This is a genomic window from Sphingobium cyanobacteriorum, from assembly GCF_030580935.1.
GTDB lineage: Bacteria > Pseudomonadota > Alphaproteobacteria > Sphingomonadales > Sphingomonadaceae > Sphingobium > Sphingobium cyanobacteriorum.
On sequence record NZ_JAUQOM010000001.1, the window covers coordinates 222,255 to 242,300 of the forward strand.

Annotated in this window: 20 protein-coding genes; 8 read left to right on the forward strand and 12 right to left on the reverse strand. The window is 64.7% G+C overall.

Annotated elements, in window-relative coordinates; genetic code table 11:
• Positions 1-114: 114 nt before the first annotated feature.
• Together Q4610_RS01050 and Q4610_RS01055 are read right to left on the reverse strand one after the other, a co-directional pair.
• The gene (locus tag Q4610_RS01050) at positions 115-684 is read right to left on the reverse strand and encodes a M23 family metallopeptidase (RefSeq protein WP_304534162.1); all 570 of its coding nucleotides are present in this window, start codon (positions 682-684) and stop codon (positions 115-117) included.
• Complete coding sequence (locus Q4610_RS01055; protein WP_304534835.1) at positions 681-1,784, reverse strand: L,D-transpeptidase family protein; 1,104 nt, start codon at positions 1,782-1,784, stop codon at positions 681-683. Before Q4610_RS01055 ends, Q4610_RS01050 begins: the two co-directional genes overlap by 4 nt.
• Positions 1,785-1,923: 139 nt before the next feature.
• Here Q4610_RS01055 and Q4610_RS01060 point away from each other — a divergent pair, with 139 nt between their 5' ends.
• The gene (locus Q4610_RS01060) at positions 1,924-3,198 is read left to right on the forward strand and encodes an aminotransferase class V-fold PLP-dependent enzyme (RefSeq protein ID WP_304534163.1); all 1,275 of its coding nucleotides are present in this window, start codon (positions 1,924-1,926) and stop codon (positions 3,196-3,198) included.
• Between the two features lie 51 nt (positions 3,199-3,249).
• On the opposite strand, the gene purQ is transcribed toward Q4610_RS01060, so the two are convergent.
• Positions 3,250-3,924, reverse strand: a complete 675-nt coding sequence (gene purQ, locus Q4610_RS01065; RefSeq protein ID WP_304534164.1) for a phosphoribosylformylglycinamidine synthase subunit PurQ — start codon at positions 3,922-3,924, stop codon at positions 3,250-3,252.
• Positions 3,925-3,939: 15 nt separating this feature from the next.
• The gene (gene purS / locus Q4610_RS01070; protein ID WP_304534165.1) at positions 3,940-4,173 is read right to left on the reverse strand and encodes a phosphoribosylformylglycinamidine synthase subunit PurS; all 234 of its coding nucleotides are present in this window, start codon (positions 4,171-4,173) and stop codon (positions 3,940-3,942) included.
• A 160-nt stretch (positions 4,174-4,333) separates the two neighbouring features.
• Here purS and Q4610_RS01075 point away from each other — a divergent pair, with 160 nt between their 5' ends.
• Positions 4,334-4,483: a hypothetical protein gene (locus Q4610_RS01075; protein WP_304534166.1), complete on the forward strand. Its 150-nt coding sequence runs from the start codon at positions 4,334-4,336 to the stop codon at positions 4,481-4,483.
• A 198-nt stretch (positions 4,484-4,681) separates the two neighbouring features.
• Positions 4,682-5,434, forward strand: coding sequence for a sulfite exporter TauE/SafE family protein (locus tag Q4610_RS01080; RefSeq protein ID WP_304534167.1), 753 nt, complete (start codon positions 4,682-4,684; stop codon positions 5,432-5,434).
• 33 nt (positions 5,435-5,467) lie between these two features.
• On the opposite strand, the gene purC is transcribed toward Q4610_RS01080, so the two are convergent.
• The 6 genes from purC to wecB form a co-directional block, all read right to left on the reverse strand.
• Entirely contained in the window at positions 5,468-6,250 is a 783-nt protein-coding gene (gene purC / locus Q4610_RS01085; RefSeq protein WP_304534168.1) for a phosphoribosylaminoimidazolesuccinocarboxamide synthase, read from the reverse strand.
• Between the two features lie 215 nt (positions 6,251-6,465).
• Entirely contained in the window at positions 6,466-8,565 is a 2,100-nt protein-coding gene (locus Q4610_RS01090) for a GumC family protein (protein WP_304534169.1), read from the reverse strand.
• Positions 8,565-9,272 carry a polysaccharide biosynthesis/export family protein gene (locus Q4610_RS01095; RefSeq protein ID WP_304534170.1) on the reverse strand — a complete coding sequence of 236 codons (708 nt, stop codon included), beginning with the start codon at positions 9,270-9,272 and terminating at the stop codon, positions 8,565-8,567. The genes Q4610_RS01090 and Q4610_RS01095 overlap by 1 nt, the downstream gene beginning before the upstream one ends.
• A 102-nt stretch (positions 9,273-9,374) precedes the next feature.
• Positions 9,375-10,670 (reverse strand): UDP-N-acetyl-D-mannosamine dehydrogenase, encoded by a 1,296-nt coding sequence (gene wecC, locus Q4610_RS01100; RefSeq protein WP_304534171.1) that lies wholly within the window; start codon positions 10,668-10,670, stop codon positions 9,375-9,377.
• A gap of 120 nt (positions 10,671-10,790) precedes the next feature.
• Positions 10,791-11,027, reverse strand: a complete 237-nt coding sequence (locus Q4610_RS01105) for a hypothetical protein (RefSeq protein WP_304534172.1) — start codon at positions 11,025-11,027, stop codon at positions 10,791-10,793.
• A 186-nt stretch (positions 11,028-11,213) separates the two neighbouring features.
• Positions 11,214-12,326 (reverse strand): non-hydrolyzing UDP-N-acetylglucosamine 2-epimerase, encoded by a 1,113-nt coding sequence (gene wecB / locus Q4610_RS01110; protein ID WP_304534173.1) that lies wholly within the window; start codon positions 12,324-12,326, stop codon positions 11,214-11,216.
• A gap of 156 nt (positions 12,327-12,482) precedes the next feature.
• Between wecB and Q4610_RS01115 the strand changes: the two genes are divergently transcribed.
• Together Q4610_RS01115 and Q4610_RS01120 are read left to right on the forward strand one after the other, a co-directional pair.
• Positions 12,483-13,796 carry a UDP-glucose dehydrogenase family protein gene (locus Q4610_RS01115; protein ID WP_304534174.1) on the forward strand — a complete coding sequence of 438 codons (1,314 nt, stop codon included), beginning with the start codon at positions 12,483-12,485 and terminating at the stop codon, positions 13,794-13,796.
• Complete coding sequence (locus tag Q4610_RS01120; protein ID WP_304534175.1) at positions 13,793-13,921, forward strand: hypothetical protein; 129 nt, start codon at positions 13,793-13,795, stop codon at positions 13,919-13,921. The genes Q4610_RS01115 and Q4610_RS01120 overlap by 4 nt, the downstream gene beginning before the upstream one ends.
• Positions 13,922-13,925: 4 nt before the next feature.
• Here Q4610_RS01120 and Q4610_RS01125 read toward each other — a convergent pair whose 3' ends face one another.
• Positions 13,926-14,780, reverse strand: coding sequence for an ABC transporter permease (locus Q4610_RS01125; RefSeq protein WP_304534176.1), 855 nt, complete (start codon positions 14,778-14,780; stop codon positions 13,926-13,928).
• Between the two features lie 117 nt (positions 14,781-14,897).
• Between Q4610_RS01125 and Q4610_RS01130 the strand changes: the two genes are divergently transcribed.
• Positions 14,898-15,599, forward strand: a complete 702-nt coding sequence (locus Q4610_RS01130) for a GcrA family cell cycle regulator (protein WP_304534177.1) — start codon at positions 14,898-14,900, stop codon at positions 15,597-15,599.
• A gap of 85 nt (positions 15,600-15,684) precedes the next feature.
• On the opposite strand, the gene Q4610_RS01135 is transcribed toward Q4610_RS01130, so the two are convergent.
• Positions 15,685-16,524, reverse strand: a complete 840-nt coding sequence (locus tag Q4610_RS01135; RefSeq protein ID WP_304534178.1) for an outer membrane protein — start codon at positions 16,522-16,524, stop codon at positions 15,685-15,687.
• Positions 16,525-16,681: 157 nt separating this feature from the next.
• On the opposite strand from Q4610_RS01135, the gene parE reads away from it, so the two are divergent.
• Both parE and Q4610_RS01145 read left to right on the forward strand, forming a co-directional pair.
• Entirely contained in the window at positions 16,682-18,658 is a 1,977-nt protein-coding gene (parE, locus tag Q4610_RS01140) for a DNA topoisomerase IV subunit B (RefSeq protein WP_304534179.1), read from the forward strand.
• Complete coding sequence (locus Q4610_RS01145) at positions 18,655-19,968, forward strand: serine hydrolase (RefSeq protein ID WP_304534180.1); 1,314 nt, start codon at positions 18,655-18,657, stop codon at positions 19,966-19,968. The genes parE and Q4610_RS01145 overlap by 4 nt, the downstream gene beginning before the upstream one ends.
• Positions 19,969-20,046 lie beyond the last annotated feature (78 nt).

A 20,046-nucleotide genomic window follows, 5' to 3' on the forward strand; every position in this document is an offset into this window, starting at 1 on the left:
AGAGCCTGCCTATATGTCTGAATGTGGAAAAGAGCCGGCCTCTTGGAGGCTGGCCGCGCCTTTACATCTGGAAGGGTGCGAGGGCAAGAGGGGCGTGCACGGACAAGGCGGGCGTCAGTCACGCCGCGTCAGCAGCGGATAGGGATTGATCGGCCGTCCACCATACCAAGGGTCGCCCGGCTGCATCACATGCACCGCAAAATGCAAATGCGGCGCTGCGGGGTCGGCATTGCCGGTGCTGCCGACGCTGGCGATAGGCTGGCCGCGCCGGATCGGCTGGCCTTCGCGCAGGCCCGGCACATAAGCGTCGAGATGCGCGTAATAATAGAGCAGCCGTCCGTCGGCCGAGCGTTCATACAGGGTGCGGCCGCCCGTTTCGCTCCAGAAGATTTTCTCGACCCGGCCATTGGCGGCGGCAAGCACCGCCCTGCCCCGTGCCGCCATGATGTCGATCGCGTCATGCGGCCGCGCCCCGCCCGAACGCGCCTGGGTGAACGTGTCGCTGAGGGCGGAAGCGGGCACGCCCTCCACCGGGATCAGCAGCGGCCCGGCTTGGGCGCCAGCATCCGATGCCTCTCTCTGAACCGAGGGCGCGTCTGCGGGCACGATCCGCACGCAAAAATGGACGAAGGCGATGCAGAGCAGCAATGCCCCCACACCCCCGCACCACGCCCGCGCACTCATGCCTGGAACTTCGCCTTGACCCCGCTTTTCACCATCTGGGCAAGGCGGGCAGCATCCCAGTTGGTCAGGCGGATGCAGCCATGGCTTTGTGTGCGACCGATCATCTGCGGTTCCGGGGTGCCATGGATACCATAATGATCCTTCGACAGGTCGATCCACACCACGCCCACCGGGCCATTGGGGCCAGGTCGCAACATCGCTTTCTTGTCGGTGCTGGACGCATCCCAGAAAAGGTCCGGGTTATAGTGGAAATCGGGATTGCGGCTGACGCCCTTGATCGTCCATTCGCCCAGCGGCAGCGGATCATGCTGCGAACCTGTGGTAACGGGAAATTGCGCGATCAGGCGATTGTCGGCGTCATATGCCTTGAGCAGGCCTTCGGATTTGTCGACGACGATATGGTCGGCCTGCGGTTGCGTCTTTGCCACGGCGAGACTGGCGAGCGTTTCGCCCCAGCCGCGATCGTCGCCTTCGATCTGCGCGACCGGCTGATTATCGATCGCGGGCACACGGACGGTGGCGCCAGCGGCGACTTTCGTACCGGGCGGGTTAAGCGCCATCAGCGCTTCGGGAGTCGTGTGGAACCGTTCCGCCAACTTTTCCAGAAGATTGCGATAGGTCAGCGCGGGCAGGCTGGCCTGTTCGTTCAATCCCCTGGGAATATCGAAGAAAGGGCCGCGCGCGAAGCCATCCGGGATTCTCACCAGCCAGGTGGCCGGACGGGCATCCCCTTCCAGAAGCGCCGCGCCGGTCTTGGCGTCCAATGCGCCGGTGACGGGCAAATCCCGTGCAGCCTGAAAACCGCGCAGTGCCGCCTTGAAGCTCATCCCGTCCTTGCCATCGAGCACAGCCGGCGAGAAGCCGCGACGATCGAGCGCCACCTGCGCCTGCAAAATCTTGTTTTGCGATATTGGGTTACTGGCACTTTCTTCTACTATTTGAAAAGCATGGGGGTCTTGCCCCTGGGCCTGCGCAGCGTTCGTCGGGGCAGTCTCCTGCGGCGCGCTGTCATTGGCGTCGGTCACGGACACGTTGCAGGCGCTGCACAGCAGGGCGGCAAACAGCATCGGATATTTCAAGGCTTTCTTCTCCCATTTCATTCCTCGGAAACGCATGACGGGATGGAAAGCTGCTTTTCGCGCGGCACGGGGCGCGGATTTCCGCCTGAGCCTCGTTCAACCTTGGGCAGAGTTGTTGCCGGGCCGTTTCCCATGCCTGCGCCAGTGCCGAGGAGTTCCGATGCTCGACCGCCGTTCCTTCCTTGGCAGCGCGGCTGCCGCTTCGATCGCCCAGCCCCTGGGTGCGCAGGCGCTCAGGGGCGTCCCGCTGCCCGCCGACGATCTCTACGACACAGATGAGGATGGCTATTGGAAGGCCTTGCGGGCGCAATTCCTGATCCCCGCCGATGTCGTGAACCTGAATGTCGGCACGGTCGGCTCCTCACCCCGTCCGGTGCTCAAGGCGATCTTCGACGGGTTCGAACAGACCGAGCAGATGACGCAGCCGGGATCGGAAGAATATCCGATCTGGGGCTATGGATCGTGGGACCAATATCGCCAGCCCTTCGCAGACTTTGCAGGCGCGCGAGTCGAGCAGATGGCGATCCTGCGCAATTGCACCGAAGCGAACAGCTACGTGGCCAACGGCTTCGACATGAAGGCCGGCGACGAAGTGTTGATGAGTGACGAGGAACATGGATCGGGCCAAATGCCCTGGCTGCTGCGATCGCGCCGCTATGGCGTGGTGGTCAAGACATTCGCCATGCCCAGGCCGCCCAAGGATGCGGCCGAGATATTGAACCGGATCAACGACGCGATCACGCCCCGGACGCGGATCATCTTCGTCAGCCATATCAGCACCGCGACCGGCGTAGTCCTGCCAGCGAAGGAGATCACCGCGCTGGCCCGGTCGAAAGGGATCGTTTCCGCATTTGACGGCGCCCATGCACCAGGAATGATAAATATAAATTTGAATGAGTTAGGATGCGATCTTTACACCGGATCGATGCATAAATGGCTATTCGCGCCCAAGGGAACGGGATTTCTTTACCTGCGCGACAAGGGCGTGATGGACCGGCTATGGCATACGACCGTGACCGGCGGCTATGATGATCCGGCACGGATGGCGGATCGCTACATGCAGATCGGATCGTCCTGCATCCCCACGCTGATGGGCCTCAACGTCGCGATCGGCTTTGCCAACAGCATCGGCATGGACCGGATCGAAAGGCGCAACCGCATGTTGGCGGATTATATCCATGGCGAGATGATGAAGCGTGGCGCGGAAAGCTGGACCTCGCCCGATCCGGCGCTGCGCGGCGCAATCGCCACGGTCAATGTGCCGCCGGTGCAGCGGATGGAATTGCAGGACTGGCTGTGGACCAATCACAAGGTCCGCATCCGCGGCGGCGCGCCCAGCAAATTGCGGCTGGCGACCCCCTATTTTCTGAGCAGGGCCGACATTGATCGCTTCCTGGACCTGTTCGACCAGTTCCGGAAGATGAAGGGGGCCTAGAACGGCGCGACCGCCAAGCAGGGGGAAGTGAAACCGGCTGGCGCGGCAACCCTATGCCCGCGCCATCAGCCCGGCGACGATCCCCTGGAACAAGCGCTGGCCGTCGGTCGCGCCATGGGCGGGCTCAATCACACGCTCCGGGTGGGGCATCATGCCCAGCACATTGCCCGCATCATTGAGAATGCCGGCGATGTTACGGGCCGATCCGTTGACGCTCTCCGCATAGCGCAGCGCGACCCGGCCTTCGCCTTCCAGCCGGTCGAGCGTGGCTTCGTCAGCGAAATAATTGCCGTCATGATGGGCGACCGGGAAGCGGATCGCTTCGCCCGCCACATAACGACTGGTAAAGGCGCTCTGCGCATTCTCGACCGTCAGCGCCACGTCCCGGCAGACGAAATGGCCGCCGGCATTGCGCAGCAACGCGCCGGGCAGCAGCCCGCTTTCGGTCAAAACCTGAAAACCGTTGCAGATGCCCAAGACGAAGGCACCACGGTCGGCGGCCCTGGCCACCGCCTGCATCACCGGCGACCGCGCAGCCATCGCGCCGGACCGCAGATAATCGCCATAGGAAAAGCCGCCCGGCACGCCGATCAGGTCGATGTCGTCCGGCAGATCGGTGTCGCGATGCCACACCATGGTCGGCTTCGCGCCGGTCGCAGCCTCGAACGCCACCGCCAGGTCGCGGTCGCAATTGCTGCCCGGAAAGACGATGACGGCGCTCTTCATGGCAAGCATATCCTTTTAGGCCACCTTTTCGATGCGGTAGTTTTCGATCACCGTATTGGCCAGCAGCTTGCGGCACATGGCATCGATATCGTCATCGCTGGTGCCATCGGCCAGGTCCAGTTCGATGAGTTTGCCGGCGCGCACGTCGTTGACGCCGGCAAAACCCAGACCTTCAAGCGCGTGCTGGATCGCCCGGCCCTGCGGATCGAGGACACCGCCCTTGAGGGTGACGAAGATGCGGGCTTTCATGGGGCGCGGACTCCTTGGAATCGACAAAGTGCCGCGCCGTGTGCGCGGGAAACGGGGTTGCCGCACCCCCTAGGCGCGGCAACGCGCAGAGGCAAGCCATTATGATTTTGTTAGCGACCATTGCGCTATCGTTACTAAACGAATTTGGGGGAAGTGGACGATGTCCGGACTGGCGCTGGCAATGTTTGTCGGGCTGTTTGCCTGGGGGCAACAGATCGTGGGCTATGACGACCCCCATGGCAAGGTGCAGCTCGCCCTGCTCGCGACCTTCAGCTTCGGCCTGATGATCGGCTATCGCGCGCATCGGTGAAGGGCGGCTGGCAAGCATTCATTGCTCCCAACTATCATCATCCCGGCATAGGCCGGGATCTCAGTTCTTCTGACGAAGCACTTGAAAGAAAAGAGAGATGCCAGCCTTTACTGGCATGACGGATAGAGAAAGCATTCGTTCGCCACGCGCTCAAAATCCTCCATTTCCACTCGTCCGCCTATCCCCTAAGCGGTTCCAATGCACCTCGATCCCCTCTATCTCGCCTGCGCGGTCATCGCCGTCATCCTGTCTGGCCTGGCCAAGGGCGGCTTTGCGGGCGTCGGCGCGCTCGCCATGCCGGTGATGGCACTGGGGGTCGATCCGGTGCGCGGCGCGGCGATCCTGCTACCCATCCTGATCCTGCAGGATGCCGTCAGCGTCTGGGCCTTCCGTCATAGCTGGGACGGACATGTGCTGAAAGTCATGATCCCCGGCGCGGCGGTCGGCATCGGCCTTGGCTGGCTGTTCGCGACCCAGGTGTCGGAGGTCGCTGTGCTGGGCGTGCTGGGCGCGATTTCGGTGCTGTTCGGCCGGCAACGGCTGTGGGTCGAGCGGGGCAGAGCGGTGGTGCTGCCGTCCGATTCGCCCGGCTGGGTCGGATTCCTGTTCGGCATCGCCACCGGCTTTACCAGCCATATCGCCCATGCCGGATCACCCCCGTTCCAGATGTGGGTGCTGCCCAGGAAACTGCCGCGCGACATATTGGTGGGAACGACCGCGCTGACCTTTGCCGCGATCAACTGGATCAAGGTGCCGGCCTATGCCGCGCTCGGCCAGTTCACGACAGACAATCTGAGGGCGACGGCGCTGCTGGCGCCGGTGGCGATTGCCGCGACCTTCGCCGGGGTGTCGCTGGTGCGCCGGGTCGATCCTGCGCGCTTCTACACGCTGATCTACGCGCTGATGATCCTGCTCGGTCTCAAGCTGATCGCCGATGCGTCGATGGCATAAAAAAGGCCGGCGCTTGTGGCCGGCCCTTTGCCTTCAGTCCTTCTCACGCTTCTTGCGATGGGTGTCGAGGTCGAGGACGGTGGTGTCCAGTCCTTCGGGCAGCAGGCCAAGACGGCGCGCAACCTCCTGATAGGCTTCGACTTCGCCACCAAGGTCACGGCGGAAACGATCCTTGTCCAGCTTTTCGTTGGTCGCCATGTCCCACAGGCGGCAACCATCGGGGCTGATTTCGTCGGCCAGGATGATGCGGCTATATTCGCCGTCATACAGCCGGCCGAATTCCAGCTTGAAGTCGATGAGGCGGATACCGATACCCGCGAACAGGCCACACATGAAATCGTTGATGCGGATCGCCATGTCGGCGATGTCGTGCATCTCTTCCTGCGTCGCCCAGCCGAAGCAGGCGATATGCTCTTCGGAAATCAGCGGGTCGCCCAGCGCATCGTCCTTGTAGCAATATTCGATCAGCGTGCGGGGCAGTTGCGTGCCTTCCTCGATCCCCAGCTTCTTGCTGAGCGATCCGGCGGCGACGTTGCGCACCACGACCTCGATCGGCACGATCTCCACCTGGCGGACGAGCTGTTCGCGCATGTTGAGGCGGCGGATGAAATGGGTCGGCACGCCGATCTGCCCAAGCAGGGTGAAGATATGCTCGGAAATCCGGTTGTTCAGCACGCCCTTGCCGGAAATCGTGCCCTTCTTCTGCGCGTTGAAGGCAGTGGCGTCATCCTTGAAATATTGGATGATCGTGCCGGGTTCCGGGCCTTCATAGAGGATCTTTGCCTTGCCTTCGTAGATCTGGCGGCGACGGGCCATGCGCGTTCCTGTCTTTTTTCTTCAAAAACAATGCGCCCCGGCAAACGCGAATCGGAAAGGATCAGCGGGTGCCGGGGATGCTTGGGGACGCCCATAGAGCAATATGCGCGGGGGTGCAATTGGAACGGCCAGATCAGGAAATGCTTCCTCTTTCGTGCAAAGATGTGGCCTTTCGGGCATCTTTCCACCGCTCGCCGGGCAGAAAGCGCCGAATTTCACCCGCCACGGTGATAATCATATTCGACGGCCCGGCCCTGCTGCTTGGTCAGGATGGCGCCGATGAGGCCGCCGCCTGCGCGCCGCAGACGGTCCACGGCGGCGCGCAGGCCGCCATGATGGTTACGGCCCCATTCGACCACCAGCAGGCTCGCCTGCACCTTGGCCGCCAGCAAGGGTGCGTCGCCCATGCCCAGGATTGGCGGCGCGTCGATCAGCAGCGTGTCATAGCTGTCGCCGACCGCCGCCAGCAGCGCATCGAGCGCGGAAGTCGCCAGCAATTCGGACGGATTGGGCGGCACCGCGCCGCAGGGCAGCAACGATATGCCCGGCACGCCGCTGTCGAGTATCACTTCGGGCGCCTTCGCCTGGCCGGTCAGCACTTCGCTGATGCCCCGGTCGGGCGACAGGCGGAACAGCCGGTGCTGCACCGGGCGGCGCATGTCGGCGTCGATCACCAGCACGCTTTTGCCCAGCCGCCCCAACGCCAGCGCCAGCGCATGAAGGGTCAGCGACTTGCCCTCTCCTTCCTGCGCGCTGGTGACAAGGATGGAGCGCGGCAGGCCGCCCGCCGAGGCGAGAAGCAGGGAACGCGCGATCGGGGTGAAGATTTCGGCCGGCTGCGGGTTGTCGCCCGTCACCGGCACCGCGCCCAGCAACGGCAGGCCGATACGCTCCGCCAGCGTATCGGCCGAAGTCACTGCGTCGTCGAATATATGTCGCGCCGTGACCAGCAACAGCCCCAGCGCCAGACCGCCCAGTGCCGCCAGCAACAACGTTTCGCCGATTCGGGGCGAGAAGGGCCGGGTCGGCACCGCCGCGCGGTCGAGCGGCTGTATCCGTCCGGCCTGGAAACCGGCCTGCGAGGCCATGTCGCGATAACGCTGGAGCAGGCTGTCATGCAGCATGCGATAGGTATCGACCGAACGTTCCATGATGCCCAGTTGGACATCGCGCCCCTGCTCCACCCGCGCCTGCTGCTCCAGATCGGCGATCTCGCGCGCGATTTGCTGTTCGCCGCGCACCGCGACATCATATTGTTCGCGCATCGACGCACGGATGGCGTTCGCCATGCCGTCGGCCTGATCGTCCAGCGCCGCCAGCTTCGCCCGTGCCTCCCGCATTTCGGGATGGGCGTCCTTGCGGAATTGCCGTTCCTCCGCGATTGCGGCCCGCGCCTGCGCCCGGTCGGCCATAATCTGCTGCATGGCGCCATTGCCCAGCACTTCGGGCAGCGTGTCGACACTGGCGCGACGCGCGCTTTCCCAACGCTTCTGCGCGGCGATCCGGTCAGACACCGCCTGCGCGCGGAAGGCGTTGAGCTGGGCCAGGCGCGCCGCGACCGATCCGTCTGGCGCGGTGGAGCCGCCCTGCCGTTCGCCATCGGGCGACTGGCCGCCCACACGCGCGGCATAGACCGCCATGTCACGCTCGGCCCGGCCCAGATCCTTGCGCGCGCTATCCAGTTCACCCAGCAGGAAACGGCGCGCCTGCACCCCCGATTCAAATCCACGCCTGAGGTCAGCGCGGATCAGGCTGTCGGCGTAGCTGTTGGCGACCCGCGCCGACAGGACCGGATCGGCGCTGACGAAGCTGATGCGCAGCACACGCGACTTGCCGGGCAGTTCGACTTCCAGATTGTCGCGCAGCAGGCGCACGACCAGATCCTGTTCCACCTGCCGCTGCGACAGGCTGCCCACGCCTTCCTTCGGGCGCGGCACGCCCATGCCGTCGAAGAAGGTCGGCGTGCCGACCAGGGCCAGGTCGCGCGCGACATCCTCCGCCAAGGCATGGCTGCGCAGCACCTCCAGTTCGGTTTGCATCATGGATTCGGTGTCGCCCGGCGCGCTGGACCGCTGCGCGGCGGCACCTGCACCGGCTGCTCCGGCCGGCACATCCTCCACTTCGACCGAGGCGGTGGCGCGATAATCCGGCGTGGACATCAGGATGGATAGCGTGCCGGCCAGCAGGCAGAGCGCCATGGTGACGAACAGGATGATGCGATGACGCCGCAGCACCAGCCAGCCATGGCGCGCGCGATTGGCGATGCGCGCGCTCCAGCCATCCGCCTCGTCCGGCACAAGGAACGGCACGTCCATCACTTGTCCCCGTCCAGCGCGATAAAGCCGGTCGCCAGCGCCGGAATGGCCAGCAATGCGCCGCCCATGATCGCCTTGGCGCGCGACAGGCCGACGATCACCCGATCGCCCGGCAATATTTCAGGATCGGGCGCAGCACCCCGGCGGATCGCGGCGAGATCGAACAAGGCCGCCTGTCGCTGCCCGTCCAACTGACGCACGACCAGCACCTGGTCAAGGCCGGCCAGCCGGGTCGGCCCTTTGGCCAGGGCCACCGCCTGGAGCAGGCTCAATCGCCCCTCGACCGGATAGAGGCCGGGTTCCCGCACTTCGCCATCCAGCGTGACGCGGCGGCCGACCGCTTTCTTGACGAACAATGTGACCTGTGGCGAGACCAGATAGCGTTCACCCAGCCGCCCCGCGATGGCATCGGCAGCCTCGCCCGCCGTCAGGCCCGCAACCGACACGTCGCCGATCAGCGGCATCCTGACCATGCCGGCGGCGCTGACCTGCGCATCCTCCAGCGACAGGCCGGGTTCGTGATAGACCTGGATGCGCAACACATCATCGGCGGCGATGCGATAATCCATGCCGATGGCAGGCGCGACCGGGATCGCGGCATAGGCCGCATCGCCACGCGGCACGTCCTCGACAGTCGCACAGGCCCCCAGCAACGCGCAGGCCGCAAGCGCCAGCATCGGTCGAATATTGTTCTTCCGCCGCCTCATCCGCGCTCCCGCCTCGTCATGGTCCGTTCGAGGCGGGGGGTTAACGGCGCGACACCCCGATGGCAACCGCGCACGGGACAGGCCGCATGGCCCTGTGCCCGATCAGACCGCGAGGCGGTCGGACGTTGGCTGCACCAGGCGGCGCGGCTGGTCGGGCCAGATGCCGCGCGTGTCATAGACCGCCTTGCCGGCGCGTTCATCGACGGGGACGGATTTGAACATGTCATGATCGACAAGAATGACGAACACGCCACATTGTTCCAGAGCCGTATCGAGATCGATCAGTTCAGCCCCGGTGCCGGCAAATTCCATCGGAAGGTCATGGGCATAAGGTTCGACCAGCTTGATCCGCCGACCATAGCGACGGGCGAGGCGCGCGGCGACCTTCACCGCCGGGCTTTCCCGGAAATCATCGATATTTGCCTTGAAGGCGAGGCCCAGACAGGCGACGTCTTCGCCGGCGAAGGCGTCGATCATGTCGGATGCCTTCGCCACGACATAGTCGGTCTTGCCGTCATTCACTTCGCGCGCGGTGCGGATGATGCGGGCATTGTCCGGGTCGCCATGGACGATGAACCACGGGTCGACAGCGATGCAATGGCCGCCCACGCCCGGACCGGGCGACAGGATGTTGACGCGCGGATGGCGGTTGGCGAGGCGGATCACCTCCCACACGTCGATGTCCATATTTTCCGCGATCACCGACAGTTCATTGGCGAAGGCGATGTTCACGTCACGGAAACTGTTTTCGACGAGCTTCACCATTTCGGCCGCGCGGGCGGTGGTGGTGATGCACGCGCCGCGCACGAACTGGCGATAGAAACCGAGCGCCTTGCGCGCGCAACGGGGCGTGATGCCGCCAATGCAGCGATCATTGTCGATCAGTTCGACGAGGATGCGGCCGGGCAACACCCGCTCCGGGCAATAGGCGATGGCGATGTCGCCGGCGACGCCCTTGCCCGGCATTTTAAGGTCGGGACGCAACTGCGCGAAGAGGTCGCGCATCGCTTCGGTCGTACCGACGGGCGAGGTGGATTCGAGGATGACCGTGTCGCCATTTTTCAACACCGGGGCGACGGTGCGCGCGGCCTTGAGGACATAGCTGATGTCGGGCGCGCGATCCTCCGCCACCGGGGTCGGCACGGCGATGATGAACACATCGCTGTCCTCGACCGTCAGGCTGGCGCGCAGATTGCCCCGCGCGACGACGCCCTGGACAAGGCCGTCAAGATCGACTTCCTCGATATGGACGCGGCCGGAATTGACGGTTTCGACCACATGGGCGGACACGTCCACGCCCACCACCTGCGCGCCGCCGCGGGCGATAAGGGCAGCGGTCGGCAGGCCGATATAGCCGAGGCCGATGACGGAAACCTTCTGCTTGGCATCGACGGGCATGGGGCGCAATGATCCTTCAACGGTGATTTTCGCCGCTTTTCTGCCCGACAATGCTGAAGATTTCGGTAACGACGCCCGCCTTAAGGCCTTTGATCGACCGATTTCTGCCGTCCTTATGCCTCAGCGGTAACGCGGCTGTGGCTGACGGGCGATATAGGCGGATGAACGCGCAACGGGCTTCGTGATGATCTTTGTCTTCATCAATTCGCGCATGCGTTCGGCGCCGATCGGGTTGAGCAGCACAACCCGCGTGCCGCCCGCCGGCAACGCCTCGATCGTGGAGATAGCGATGGTGTGACGGGCGCACAGCGCCGTGACATCGGCCACCGACGCGGTGACATTGATCGCGCGGCTCATGCGCGGACGGCCCGGATGGCGGGCAGGCACAGGCAAAGGGAATGATGCATGGGAAACGGCTCCGTGCTGGGCAAGCGGGAGCGCGATCGTCTCTCGGTCGGGGCGGATGCTTGCATGCAGGGTCGCGGCGATGCGGCCTGATAGCAGGCACGCACGCTTTCGTCGCCCGCTTTCTTGTGCAATCGCTCAGTCGCCCGCGATCACCGCCGCGATCCGCTCGGCCGCATGGCCATCGCCAAAGGGATTATGCGCCCGCGCCATCGCGTCATAGGCCGCCCTATCGTCCAGCAGCGCCAGCACTTCGCGCACGATCCGCGTTCGGTCGGCACCGACCAGCCGCGCCGTACCGGCATCCACGCCTTCGGGCCGTTCGGTCGTTTCGCGCATCACCAGCACCGGCTTGCCCAACGATGGCGCTTCCTCCTGCACCCCGCCGCTGTCGGTCAGGACGAGATGGCACATATCGAGCAACCGCACGAAATGGGGATAGTCGAGCGGTTCGATCATCGCGACATTGGGCAGATCCCCCAGCACCGCATCCATGACCGGGCGGACATTGGGATTGGGATGCACGGGGAAGATCACCGCCACGTCCGGCCGCGCGGCGATGTCCGCGATGGAGCGCGCGATCGCCTCCATGCCGCCGCCGAAATTCTCGCGCCTGTGGCTGGTGACGGCAACGATCCGCCTGCCCGCGAAACGCGCGGCCAGATCGTCCAGCCCGCGCGCCAGTGCCGGATCGGCGAGCACACGCTCGCGCGTCGCCAGCAGGGCGTCGATCACGGTGTTGCCGGTGATGTGGATGCTGGCCGGATCGCGATTTTCCTGCGTCAGCGCGTCGGCCGCCGCCTGGGTCGGGGCGAAATTCATGTCGGCGATGCAGGCGACGACGCGCCGGTTCACCTCCTCCGGCCAGGGATGGTGGATGTCGCCGCTGCGCAATCCCGCCTCGACATGGGCGACCGGGATCTTGCGATAATAGGCCGCCAGGCTGGCGACCATGGTGGTCAGCGTGTCGCCATGCACGACGATACGGTCGGGCTTTTCCGCGTCGAAGGCCTTACCCAACTCCACGATCAGCTTGGCCGTCAGCCCGTCCAGCGTCTGGTTGGGGACCATCACGTCCAGATCGATGTCCGGCACGATCCCCGCAATCTCCAGCACCTGGTCCAGCAGGCCGCGATGCTGCGCCGTCACGATCACGCGCGTATCGATGCCGGGTCGCGCGCGCAGGGCGTGGACCACCGGAAACATCTTGATCGCTTCGGGGCGCGTCCCGAACACCAGGGCAACCTTCATATTCATCCTTCGCTCGCTTGCGTCCCGCCGCGCATGGCAGAAAAACGTAACCATCGGCTGAACGACAGTCCCCACCGTGCGATGTTTTGCAATAACGTGCCGCTATGCTAGAGGCCGGCCATTCCCACCATCCTGTCGTAAGGCGATGCAGTTTTTATGAAGATCACGATGATCGGCACTGGTTATGTCGGCCTGGTGTCGGGCGCCTGTTTCGCCGATTTTGGCCATGACGTGGTTTGCGTGGACAAGGATGCGGACAAGATCGCGGCGATCGAATCCGGCAAGATGCCGATCTTCGAACCGGGGCTGGACCAATTGGTCGGCAGCAACGCCGCCGCCGGACGCCTGACCTTCACCACCGATCTCGCCGCCGGGGTCAAGGGCGCGGACGCCATCTTCATCGCCGTAGGCACACCATCGCGCCGGGGCGATGGCCATGCGGACCTCTCCTATGTCTATGCCGCCGCCACCGAAATCGTGGAAGCGCTGGACGCGCCGGCAGTCATCGTCACCAAATCCACCGTCCCGGTCGGCACCGGCGACGAGGTGGAGCGGATCGCCCGCGACCTGAAGCCCGATCTCGACATCCAGGTGGTGTCCAATCCCGAATTTCTGCGCGAAGGCGCGGCCATCGGCGATTTCAAGCGGCCCGACCGCGTCGTCGTCGGCACCACCGGCTCCGACCGCGCGATTGCGGTGATGCGGCAAATCTATCGCCCGCTCAGCCTGAACCAGGCGCCGTTGATGTTCACCGGCCGCCGTACGGCCGAACTCATCAAATATGCCGCCAACGCTTTCCTCGCGACCAAGATCACCTTCATCAACGAAATGGCGGACCTGTGCGAAGCGGTCGGCGCGGAAGTGCAGGACGTGTCGCGCGGCATCGGCCTCGACAACCGCATCGGCAGCAAATTCCTGCACGCCGGCCCCGGCTATGGCGGCTCCTGCTTCCCCAAGGATACGCTGGCGCTGGTCAAGACCGGCCAGGATTATGACACGCCGATCCGCATCGTCGAAACGGTGGTGCAGGTCAACGACCTGCGCAAGCGGGCGATGGGCCGCAAGATCGTCAAGGCGCTGGGCGGCGACGCGCGCGGGAAAACGGTCGCGCTGCTGGGCCTGACCTTCAAGCCCAACACCGACGACATGCGCGACGCACCCAGCCTGGCGATCGTGCTGGCGCTGGAGGATGCGGGCGCGAAGGTCGTCGCCTATGATCCCGAAGGCATGGACGTGGCCGCGCCGATGATGCCGGGCGTGACGATGGTGAGGGACGCCTATGAAGCGGCCGCCGGCGCCGACGCGCTGGTGCTCGTCACCGAATGGGACGCCTTCCGTGCGCTCGACCTCAAGCGTCTGGCCGCGTCGATGGTCCAGCCGGTGCTGGTCGACCTGCGCAACATCTATCCCGTTGCCGAAGCCACCGAAGCGGGCTTCACCGTCAGCCGCGTGGGCGGCACCGGCAATTGAACTGGCCCTGGGTGGAAGGGCGGTCCGATGATGACGCCCTTCCGCGCTGGCATCATTGGCTGATCGCAGCAGCCACGCTGTTCGTCATGGGGATCGCCGTTCCCCTCTTCGCCGCCTTCGTATGAGGAGTCAGGCCTTGATCTTCCAGCCGCGCTTGAGCAGCGTGTAGCAGAGGCCACCCAGCAGCAGGTTCAGCCCCAGCAGCACGCAACTGCCCACCACGACATTGGTGTCCGCCGCCGCGACGAAGCCGTAGCGAAAGCCGGAAATGATGTAGAAGAAGGGGTTGGCATGGCTGATCCCCTGGAAGAAGGGCGGCAGCCGCTCGATCGAATAGAAGGTGCCCGACAACAGCGCCAGCGGCCCGATCACGAAATTGGTCACGGCCGCGTTATGGTCGAACTTGTCCGCCCAGATCGATGTCAGCACGCCCAGGAAGGCGATGAAGCTGGTGCCGATCAGGCCGAACCACAGCACCGCCCACAGATGCGCCGGCGTCACATGCACGCCCGGCCACAGCGCCATGGCGATCCACAGAGCCGCCCCCACGAACAGGGCGCGCGTCACGGATGAGGCGACCAGCGCACCCAGCAATTCGCCCACCGAAATCGGCGGCATCAGATAATCGACCAGCGTGCCCTGCACCTTGCCCACCATCAGCGGGAAGCTGGCATTGGCGAAACAGGCGTTGATCATGCCCATGATGATGAGGCCCGGCGCAACGAAATCGGCAAACGGAACCGCCTGCCCGCGCAGCATGACGGTCCGCCCGCTGCCGCCCAGCGCGACGATGAAGATGACCAGGAACAGCAGAGTGGTGATCGCCGGTCCCCACACAGTCTGAAGCTGCACCTTCATGAACCGGCGCACTTCCTTGGCATAGAGCGCGCGGGTGCCGGCCCAGTTCACATTGCGGATTTGGGGCACCCCCGGTTCGGGGAAAGGCGACGCCGTGGCGGCATGAATTTTGGACTGGTCGTTCATGGGTGGATCGACTATCGGCTGCTATGCTGTGCTGCAAGGGGTCAGGTCCAGGGATTTGAACCTGTGCAGCATGCTTCCCATATAGGAAGCCAGACGAGATTTGTGAGGAGTTTTTCATTGTCCTGGACCGACGAGCGTATCGACCAGCTCAAGGGGATGTGGGAGCGCGGCCTGACCGCCAGCCAGATCGCCGATGAACTGGGTGGCGTCAGCCGCAATGCGGTGATCGGCAAGGCCCATCGCCTGGGCCTGCAATCCCGCCCCTCGCCGGTGAAGGCGAACGAAGCGCCGCGCAAGACCGCTGCCGCCGCGCCGCCGCCGCCGGTCCGCAAGCCCGCGCCAGAGGTGGAAGCGCCCCGCACAGTCGCCGCCCCGGTTGCGCCCGCGCCGGCCCCGTCGCGCGCACCCGCGCCTGCGCCGACCGCACCCGCCGCGCCGGCGGCCGCCCCGGCCAGCGACGACGCGCCGACGCCCACGCCCCAGCCGCGCATCATCTCGGTCGGTCCCGGCGGTTTCCTGCGCCAGGGTCCGGGTGATCAGCAGGCGCCGATTCCGCCCGCCCCGCCCCGCCGGCTCGTCCCCGCCAAGCCCAGCGCCGAAATCGCGGGCAAGACCAGCCTGCTCGACCTGACCGAGCGGATCTGCAAATGGCCGATGGGCCATCCGGGCGAACCGGACTTCCATTTCTGCGGCGAGCAGGTGAACCCCGGCTTCCCCTATTGCGTCGAACATTGCGGCCGCGCCTATCAGGCGCAACTGCCGCGCGGCACCCGCCGCCCGCCCCCGCCGCTGCCCTTCGGCGGCCCCAGGGTCCGGTAAGACGCCTGTACCGATCAGCCGGCAACGGGTATGAAAAAAGGGCCGGTTCCCCAACAGGAACCGGCCCTTTCCTTTTATTGCATGATCAGAAGCGGAAGCTGGTCGTCACCATCACGCTCTGCGTGTCGAACTTGTCGCCCCGATTGATGCTGGCGCCACCCGACGGGGTGATGCGGAAGGGATTGTTCGCCGGTGCAGTGCCCGCGCCCACATCGACGCGATAGTCGCCGACATTATAGCGGGTCCACAGATAGCGTGCGCCGATCGAGAAATTCTTCGACACCTTGGCCTCCAGGCCGCCGCCCATGGTCCAGCCCCAGCCATCTTCCTTGCGATCAAAGGCGGTGAAGCTGTTGGCCCCGTTGCTGGTGGCGAAGCTGTTCTTCACCTTGGCATAGGCCAGACCGCCGGTGATATAGGGCATGATGCCGCTATCCGTGGTGACACCAAGCCGCGCGCGCAGATTGGCGTTGTAATTGATCCGCCGCGTCATGGTGTAGAAGGCTGGCGTCGTTGAAAATTCGCTGACGCTGTCGCTGATATAGGCCTTGCCCGCTTCGGCCACGACACCCGCGACGATGTTGCCGAACTGCTGGTCATAGCCGATATGCCCCATCCAGCCGATCGCATCCTTGTCGCCATTGCAGCCATCGGTGCGGTTGCGGCCGCGAGCGGCGCCCCCACATGTCCCCCGCGAGAACGCATCATCGCCGGACGGCAAACGCACGACATCCTTATATTCGCCATCCCCGTCCGTATCGAAACGCAGATGCTCCGCCCCATCTTTCTTCTGCCAGTTATAGCCGAAGGAACCCCCAATATAGGGGCCGGTCCAGTCAACAGGGCCATTATCCTGGGCGATGGCCGGCGCCGCCAGGACGAACGCCAGGGTGGCGCCAAGCGGCGCGATCGCGATTAATTTCATGCAGTGTCTCCTTGCCTGGTACAGAAGTGCCATCTCTGTGGTCAGCCCGCTAACGTCTGTCCCGGCGACTTTGTTTCCTGTCCTTATGTGACATATCGTTTCCGGCTGCTGCGGCACGACGCTTGCACCTGCTGCGCGCCCGCTTATAGCTTGTCCCATGTCCCAAGACCTGTTCGCCGCCAACACCCCCGAAACGGCCCAATATGACGCCTCCACCATCGAGGTGCTGGAAGGACTGGAGCCGGTGCGTCGTCGGCCCGGCATGTATATCGGCGGCACCGACGAGCGCGCATTGCATCATCTGGCATCCGAAGTGTTGGACAACAGCATGGACGAGGCGGTGGCCGGGCACGCCACCCGGATCGAGGTGACGCTGGAAGCGGGCAACAAGCTGACCATCACCGACAATGGCCGGGGTATCCCGGTCGATCCTCACCCCAAATTTCCCGGCAAGTCGGCGTTGGAAGTGATTTTGACCACACTTCATTCGGGCGGCAAGTTCGAGGGCAAGGCCTATGCCACATCCGGCGGCCTGCATGGCGTAGGCATCAGTGTGGTCAATGCCCTGTCCACCGATACGGTGGTGGAGGTCGCGCGCAACAAGGAATTGTTCCGCCAGAAATTTTCGCAAGGGTTGCCTGTTACGTCCCTGGAAAAGGTTGGCGCCGCCCCCAACCGGCGCGGCACGCTGGTCAGCTTCGTGCCCGATACGGAGATTTTCGGGGAGCAGAAGTTCAAGCCCGCGCGCCTCCACCGCCTCGCCCGGTCGAAGGCCTATCTGTTCGCCGGCGTCGAAATCCGCTGGAAATGCGACCCCGCACTGATCAGTGACGACACCCCGGCCGAAGCGGTGTTCCAGTTCCCCGGCGGCCTGGCCGATCATCTGAAGGAACAGGTGGGGACGCGCGAATGCGCCACCAGCATCTTCTTTGCGGGCAATCAGGATTTTCCCGGCACCGCCGGCCGGGTCGAATGGGCGGTCGCCTGGCCGCTCTGGTCCGACGGCAGCTATAGCTGGTATTGCAACACCATCCCGACCCCCGATGGCGGCACCCATGAAGCGGGGCTGCGCGCCGCTCTGGTGAAGGGCATCCGCGCCTTTGGCGAACTGGTGGGGCAGAAGAAGGCGAAGGATATCACCGCCGACGACATCATGACCTCATCGGAAATCATGCTGTCGGTATTTATCCGCGAACCCCAGTTCCAGAGCCAGACCAAGGATCGCCTGACCAGCCCCGACGCCGCGCGGCTGGTCGAAAACGCCGTGCGCGACCATTTCGATCACTATCTGACCGACCATATGGACCGGGGCAAGGCGCTGCTTGCCTATGTGCTCGACCGGATGGACGAGCGCCTGAAGCGCAAGCAGGAGAAGGAAGTCAAGCGCAAGACCGCGACCAACAGCCGCAAATTGCGCCTGCCCGGCAAGCTGACCGACTGTTCGAACGACGACCCGGAAGGCGCTGAAATCTTTCTGGTCGAAGGTGACAGCGCCGGCGGCTCCGCCAAACAGGCGCGCGACCGCAAGACACAGGCGATCCTGCCCCTGCGCGGCAAGATATTGAACGTCGCGTCCGCCAACAATGCCAAGATCCTGGCCAATCAGGAGATTGCCGACATGATCCTGGCGCTGGGCTGCGGCACGCGCAAGGATTGCAACCCCGACAATCTGCGCTACGAACGCATCGTCATCATGACCGACGCCGACGTCGACGGCGCGCATATCGCGACGCTGCTGATGACCTTCTTCTTCCAGGAAATGCCCGAACTGGTGCGGCGCGGGCATCTCTACCTGGCGCAGCCGCCGCTCTACCGCCTCGTCGCGGGCGGCAAGAGCCTCTATGCCAAGGATGACGCCCATCGCGAAGAATTGATGGCCAGGGAATTCAAGGGCAAGAAGGTCGAGGTCAGCCGCTTCAAGGGGTTGGGCGAAATGAACCCGATGCAGTTGCGCGAAACCACCATGGACCCCAAGACGCGGATGCTGATCCGCATCACCCTGCCCGACGATGTCGAGGACCGGGCGCAGGTGCGCGATCTGGTCGATCGGCTGATGGGCACCAATCCCGCCCACCGCTTCGCCTTCATCCAGGAAAATGCGGCGGCCGTGGACGAGGACGCCATCGACGCATGAGGATGGGAGCGCTCCACCCGAAGCGGGTCTGGCATGGTCTTCTGCTATCCTTGCTGGCCATGGCTTTCTTCCCTACCCCTTCCCGCGCAGCCCCCTCCCCCGCCTACCAGTCCCGCGCGACCGAGTTGCTGCGCCTCCTCTCCGCTCCCGGTGGCGAGGAGGGCTTCTTCTCATCCCTTTTCCTCGACGCGGTGCCGGTCGATCGCTGGCGCGCCATCGCCGCCGACCTGCGCGCGCAACATGGCGCGCCGGTCGCGCTTGGCGCGGTGAGCCAGACCAGCGACACCGCCGGACAGGTCGAAATCCGCTACGAACGCGCAACCGTCGGCTTCTCGCTGGTGGTCGCGCCGCAAGCGCCCAATCGGGTCGTGGGCCTGCATATCGTCGGCGCAAAGACGGCGCAGGACAGTTTCGACAAGGTAATGGCCGACATGGCTGCCCTGCCCGGCCGCAGCGCCTTCGCCATCGCGAAGCTGACCGACGCCGGCCCGCAATGGCTGCGCGCCCACCATGCCGATGCACCGATGGCGACCGGCTCCAGCTTCAAACTCTATATCCTCGCCGAACTCGCCCGCGCCGCCGGGGCGCAGGAACGGCGCTGGGGCGACGTCGTCCCGCTTGGCCCCAAAAGCTTTTCCGGCCGGCTGATGCACTGGCCCGACCGCGCGCCGATGACGCTCCACAGCCTCGCCACCGCGATGATCGCCGAAAGCGACAACAGCGCCAGCGACACGCTGCTCGCCGCGCTGGGGCGGGACAGGATCGATGCTATGCTCGCCGCGACCGGCCATGCCGATGCGGACAGGGCGCTGCCGTTGCTCGGCACCGCCGAAGCCTTTGCGCTCAAAATGCCCGCCAATACCGACCTGCGCCAGCGTTACGCGGCCGCCACGCTGTCGGATCGCCGCGCCCTGCTGCGCGATGCCGTCGCGCGCCTCACCGCCGACCGGGTCGATGTCGGCAGTGTCGCCGAAGTCCCGACCGCGATCGACAGCATCGAATGGTTCGCATCGCCAAGGGACATGATCGCGCTGCTCGACTGGCTGCGCCGGCATGGCGGCGATGCGTTGCCGATCCTGGCGGTCAACCCCGGCATCCCTCCCGCCGACGCCAGACGCTGGCGCTATCTGGGCTATAAGGGCGGCAGCGAGCCCGGCGTGATCGCCATGAACCTGCTGGCCCAGGCGCAGAACGGCACCTGGTACGCCGTCAGCGGAAGCTGGAACAACCCCGCCGCGCGCGTGGAGGAAAGCCGGCTCGTCGCACTGATGACGCGGGCGATGAATCTGGTGGTCACGGATGGGCGATGAAGGCAGCAGGCTGCCGTGTCACTCCCTCCACCTTGACGGATAGGACGCTTGATCTGCCCCCCGAACCCACGCAGCTCT

What these genes read in the sequence shown, in the direction of transcription:
- Q4610_RS01055 (WP_304534835.1), bottom strand. Translation starts at nt 1,784, where the DNA reads ATGAAATGGGAGAAGAAAGCCTTGAAATATCCGATGCTGTTTGCCGCC.
- Q4610_RS01115 (WP_304534174.1), top strand. Translation starts at nt 12,483, where the DNA reads ATGAAGATCACGATGATCGGCACTGGTTATGTCGGCCTGGTGTCGGGC.
- Q4610_RS01095 (WP_304534170.1), bottom strand. Translation starts at nt 9,272, where the DNA reads ATGAGGCGGCGGAAGAACAATATTCGACCGATGCTGGCGCTTGCGGCC.
- Q4610_RS01135 (WP_304534178.1), bottom strand. Translation starts at nt 16,524, where the DNA reads ATGAAATTAATCGCGATCGCGCCGCTTGGCGCCACCCTGGCGTTCGTC.
- Q4610_RS01050 (WP_304534162.1), bottom strand. Translation starts at nt 684, where the DNA reads ATGAGTGCGCGGGCGTGGTGCGGGGGTGTGGGGGCATTGCTGCTCTGC.
- wecC (WP_304534171.1), bottom strand. Translation starts at nt 10,670, where the DNA reads ATGCCCGTCGATGCCAAGCAGAAGGTTTCCGTCATCGGCCTCGGCTAT.
- Q4610_RS01075 (WP_304534166.1), top strand. Translation starts at nt 4,334, where the DNA reads ATGTCCGGACTGGCGCTGGCAATGTTTGTCGGGCTGTTTGCCTGGGGG.
- purC (WP_304534168.1), bottom strand. Translation starts at nt 6,250, where the DNA reads ATGGCCCGTCGCCGCCAGATCTACGAAGGCAAGGCAAAGATCCTCTAT.
- Q4610_RS01090 (WP_304534169.1), bottom strand. Translation starts at nt 8,565, where the DNA reads ATGGACGTGCCGTTCCTTGTGCCGGACGAGGCGGATGGCTGGAGCGCG.
- Q4610_RS01080 (WP_304534167.1), top strand. Translation starts at nt 4,682, where the DNA reads ATGCACCTCGATCCCCTCTATCTCGCCTGCGCGGTCATCGCCGTCATC.
- purQ (WP_304534164.1), bottom strand. Translation starts at nt 3,924, where the DNA reads ATGAAGAGCGCCGTCATCGTCTTTCCGGGCAGCAATTGCGACCGCGAC.
- purS (WP_304534165.1), bottom strand. Translation starts at nt 4,173, where the DNA reads ATGAAAGCCCGCATCTTCGTCACCCTCAAGGGCGGTGTCCTCGATCCG.
- Q4610_RS01145 (WP_304534180.1), top strand. Translation starts at nt 18,655, where the DNA reads ATGAGGATGGGAGCGCTCCACCCGAAGCGGGTCTGGCATGGTCTTCTG.
- wecB (WP_304534173.1), bottom strand. Translation starts at nt 12,326, where the DNA reads ATGAAGGTTGCCCTGGTGTTCGGGACGCGCCCCGAAGCGATCAAGATG.
- Q4610_RS01125 (WP_304534176.1), bottom strand. Translation starts at nt 14,780, where the DNA reads ATGAACGACCAGTCCAAAATTCATGCCGCCACGGCGTCGCCTTTCCCC.
- Q4610_RS01105 (WP_304534172.1), bottom strand. Translation starts at nt 11,027, where the DNA reads ATGAGCCGCGCGATCAATGTCACCGCGTCGGTGGCCGATGTCACGGCG.
- parE (WP_304534179.1), top strand. Translation starts at nt 16,682, where the DNA reads ATGTCCCAAGACCTGTTCGCCGCCAACACCCCCGAAACGGCCCAATAT.
- Q4610_RS01060 (WP_304534163.1), top strand. Translation starts at nt 1,924, where the DNA reads ATGCTCGACCGCCGTTCCTTCCTTGGCAGCGCGGCTGCCGCTTCGATC.